Source organism: Cyanobacteriota bacterium, from assembly GCA_025054735.1.
Lineage (GTDB): Bacteria > Cyanobacteriota > Cyanobacteriia > SKYG9 > SKYG9 > SKYG9.
In genome coordinates this window covers 1-4,362 of the sequence record JANWZG010000348.1, presented here as the reverse complement: position 1 = coordinate 4,362, position 4,362 = coordinate 1, and the positions used below count along the sequence as shown (strand labels likewise).

The window sequence follows — 4,362 nt, the reverse complement described above, 5'->3', positions numbered from 1 at the left end:
GATAGTAGGTTGTGTTGGCAGGCTACAGGTAACAGATAAGGGAGAACAACCTGTATCAACTCTCTAGTATCATTTCCCCAAACTATCGCTACAGCGGGATTGTCATTAGGACTTAAGTCCTGACTGTGAACTAACAGGTACAAACTGGTTATGAACAGAGAATCAGGCAAATCGTTAATTTGCGTTGGCTTTTGAGAGGGCAGTATAAAAACTACTGTATACTCGCCCAATAACCAAGCCTGGAAACTAGGGGTTAATTTATCCGTCAAACCATACAGAGACCAGTTTATCCGTCAAACCATACGGAGACCAGTAGACACCGTAGACATCACCGGAGTTAGTAAGGTATGCAGACCACCACAAAACAACTATTTTCAGTACTTGCAGGTCTTGTTGTCAGTACATCAGTTGCTATCGCCCCATTGTTAGCCGTTACCTTCGACAAAAAGGAAATTGATCAATCGCAATATATCGTCATGGCTGTTCCCCGTGGGCAAACGGCCTACAACTTGATTATTGTGCAGCAGATAAACAACCGACGGCTCTGTTGGGTAGAAAATCAAGATGCTGCCCAAACTGTACAGCCTCTGCTATTAAACTTTGATTTTACGGGCATTTGTGGGCGGAGTACTGATAGCAACGGCTACTCTATGCGTGCGGCTGACCAAGACTATGGCCTCAAATATACATTGCGGCTTGTGCCTTTAGATCGCTATGTGGCATTGGTGGCTACTCCGTCCGATCGCAGGCTACCTGAAGTGGAAATTGGTCGCACAGCTAGCACTGTCCGCGACTATATGAAGGTGACCCTGAATCCTGGTTGGCGATTAACTCGTCGGATGCTCAATGGCAGGGAGTTGCCGCACCTTTACTTTACCCATGATGCAGATCTAGCAACGATCGCTGGTGCTCCACTACCATCGCCTACACCCACACCCATAGCCTCGCCGCCGCCTTCACCTATCCCTTCTCCCATGCCTACGGCGACTCCTACCCCCTTACCCTCACCAACTCCTACAGTCCGCCCTACGCCATCACCATCGCCGACTGTGCGTCCTACTCCGTCACCAACTCCTACGGTTCGCCCTACGCCATCTCCCTCACCTGGAACGTCCTTATCGGGAACCCTGCGCACTTACCAAGATGCTAACTATGCAGTTCGGGTCTTCCGGGAACAGGGCCGTTTGTTGATGAATGTCTTTGACAAAAAGGCAGGCAGACAAATCCTAAACAGTGCGCCAGCTCGAGCTACAAATGTGAACGTGGGTGTTTTGTATACTAATGTAACTCCCGTTGCTGGCCAGGAATTTAGGTTTACCGCTCAAGCAGACGGTGTAAATAGCTTGACCGTTGTTAAAGACGGCAAGATTGTTTATCCACCACCCTCACCTCAGGCAGTGCCAACACCATCACCGTCACCGATGCCATCCCCATCACCGATGCCATCCCCATCGCCATCGCCAACACCATCACCCAGCGCTGCGCCGAAAACAGGTAGCATCACTCTATTTGAACATGCCGATCAGAAGGGAATGCAGGCAACATTTGTGGAGAATGTTGCTACTCTGGTACCTATCGGTCTCAATGATCGTGTGTCGTCTGTTGTCATCACATCAGGTACATGGCAGTTGTGCACAGATGCAGACTACAAAGGGCGTTGTCTAACCCTTGGGCCGGGTGTTTATAATAACCTCGTAACTGTTGACCGTAGCTTTAATGATCAAATTTCATCAATCCGTCTGGTTGAGTAGATGTTAAACCCCCATGCTGCGCTTCTTAAGGATCGAAAATATTGCCTTAATTGATCGGCTAGACCTTGAGTTTAGCGAGGGGTTAACTGTCTTAACTGGTGAAACAGGGGCGGGGAAGTCGATCATCCTGGATGCAATCGCGGCTGCACTAGGCGGCGACGTTACTCCCCGCATGATGCGATCGGGAGCTAAAACGGCGAAAATTGAAGCCACCTTCGATCTCACACCTCCGCTTCAGGCTTGGCTAGCCAGCCAAACAATTCAGCCACTTCCAGATGGCACTCTAGTTTGTAGCCGAGAGCTAACCTACACCGATGGCAAGTTAGCCAGTTGCTCTCGACTCAATGGAGTTGTGCTTAACCTGTCGCAAGTTGCCCAACTTCGAGATTACTTGGTAGACATTACTGCCCAGGGACAGACCATGCTCCTTGGGCATTCATCTGTGCAGCAAGAATGGCTAGATAACTTTGGGGGTGCTGACTTGTTGGCACAGCGCCAACGGGTGGCAGATGCTTTTAACAAATTTCAACAAGCTTACCAAGCATGGGAACGACGGCGACTGCTGGAGCAGGAACGTCAGGAACGACTGACGGCCTACAAGCGGCAACTCAAGGAACTAAAGACCGTTGGACTGAGTGATCCTCAAGAGTTGCAAGCTTTAGAACGAGAGCAACAGCGCCTAAACCATGCCGTTGAACTCCAGCGCCAGAGCTATCAGGTTTATCAATTGCTGTATCAAACTGAAACTGATAGTCCTGCCAGTGCTGACTTGATGGGTGAGGCCGTCGCGGTCTTAGAAGAGATGATTGTCTATGACCCCAGCCTAGAAGCAATTAGCGACATGGTACAGCAAGCTCTGGCGTTGGTGCAGGATGCAGGACGACGCATCAGTTCCTATGGTGATTCTGTAGAGGCAGATCCCCAGCGATTAGAGGTCGTTACCCAGCGAATTGCGGCGTTGAAGCAGATTTGTCGCAAGTATGGCCCTACCTTACAGGATGCGATCGCTCACCAGAAGCGAATTCAAGCGGAACTAGTCGATCTAATGGGGGGTGGACAGTCCCTAGAAGAACTGGAGCAGGCCACCCACACAGCACAAGCCACCCTGATGGCCGCCTGTGCACAATTGACCACTCTACGGCAGCAAGCAGCTCAAACCCTAGAAGCTCAGCTACTTGATGAACTGCGACCATTGGCGATGGATCGGGTGCAGTTTCAGGTGCGGCTCACGGCTACAGAACCGACTGCGACTGGAGCTGACGACGTTAGCTTCTGGTTTAGCCCTAATCCGGGTGAAGGGCTGCAACCGTTGGCAGAGATTGCATCGGGTGGGGAAATGAGTCGATTTTTATTGGCGTTGAAAGCCTGTTTTTCCCATGTCAGCCCGGTGGATACGTTAGTGTTTGATGAAATTGACGTAGGGGTGTCTGGTAGGGTGTCTTGGGCGATCGCAGACAAGCTTTATCAATTGGGAACCCGTCACCAAGTGTTGTGTGTAACCCATCAACCGATCGTAGCAGCCATGGCAGCACACCACCTGCGAGTTGACAAGCGAGTAATTGACGCTCCAGATAGAAGCGGCGGCAAGGTGCGTACTGTTGTGCAGGTAACCCCACTCACGGACGAACAGCGTCGAGAGGAGTTGGTTAGCTTGGCGGGTGCCCAGTCTACGGCTGATCGACGAGCGGCCTACGCCTATGCAGATTCACTGTTGGCAAAAGCTGCCCGGCGGCAAGCTGGTGATAGTGATGATACCGACTCTGAAGATGCACCCAACCCAATTAACGATCGTGTCGACCGGCTAATTGCTGCCCTCAGTGAAACCTAGCCTCGAAACCCAAACTACGAAACGTAGCAGGATGTTGCATTAAATTCAACCTAATTCTGAGGTTCCAACGTTAAACTAGGGTTCTAAGCACTTTGCCTCACAGACTGTTACTACGTTCACTATGACTAATTCTAGATTGATGCCTGTGGTTCATCGTCGCCGCTCTAAACGTGCCGCGATCGCGGGAATGCTGACTATTAGCCTCTTGACCATACAGTCCTTAATCGGTGCTCCCGTATATGCCAACAGTGAGCAGCGTTCACTCAGCTACAGTGAATTTCTGACCAAGGCAAAGGCAAGAGAAATCAGTGACGTGGAGATTGACCCCACCCAAGGGGTTGCTAGGGTGAGACTCAAAAATCAGTCTGCAAACGATGCTCCCTATCAAGTCATCTTGTTTGATCGGTACGACGATGTGGTTAGGCAACTCAAGGACAGCGATGTGAGCTTTGCCGTGAATCCATCGGTGGATAGCAGTATAGCAGCGGGTTTTTTAGCTAACCTCCTGTTAATTTTTCTGCTGATCTTGGCCTTGATGATGATTCTGCGGCGCACAGGGGCAGGCCCAGGACAGGCGATGAATTTTGGCAAATCTCGCGCCAAATTTCAGATGGAAGCCAAGACTGGCGTAATGTTTGATGATGTTGCCGGTATCGAAGAGGCAAAGGAAGAACTGCAAGAGGTCGTCACCTTCCTGAAAAAACCAGAAAAATTTACAGCCATCGGTGCGCGCATTCCCAAAGGTGTGTTGCTAGTGGGGCAACCCGGTACAGGCAAAACCCT

3 protein-coding genes are annotated in these 4,362 nt (G+C 50.6%); all 3 read left to right on the top strand.

The genetic code is table 11. The features are described from left to right. Positions 1-347: 347 nt before the first annotated feature. Entirely contained in the window at positions 348-1,751 is a 1,404-nt protein-coding gene (locus tag NZ772_14710) for a DUF3747 domain-containing protein (protein ID MCS6814803.1), read from the top strand. 13 nt (positions 1,752-1,764) lie between these two features. After that, positions 1,765-3,579 (top strand): DNA repair protein RecN, encoded by a 1,815-nt coding sequence (gene recN, locus NZ772_14705; GenBank protein ID MCS6814802.1) that lies wholly within the window; start codon positions 1,765-1,767, stop codon positions 3,577-3,579. 187 nt (positions 3,580-3,766) lie between these two features. Next, positions 3,767-4,362, top strand: a 596-nt coding sequence (locus NZ772_14700; GenBank protein MCS6814801.1) for a cell division protein FtsH, incomplete at its 3' end; no start/stop codon positions are given.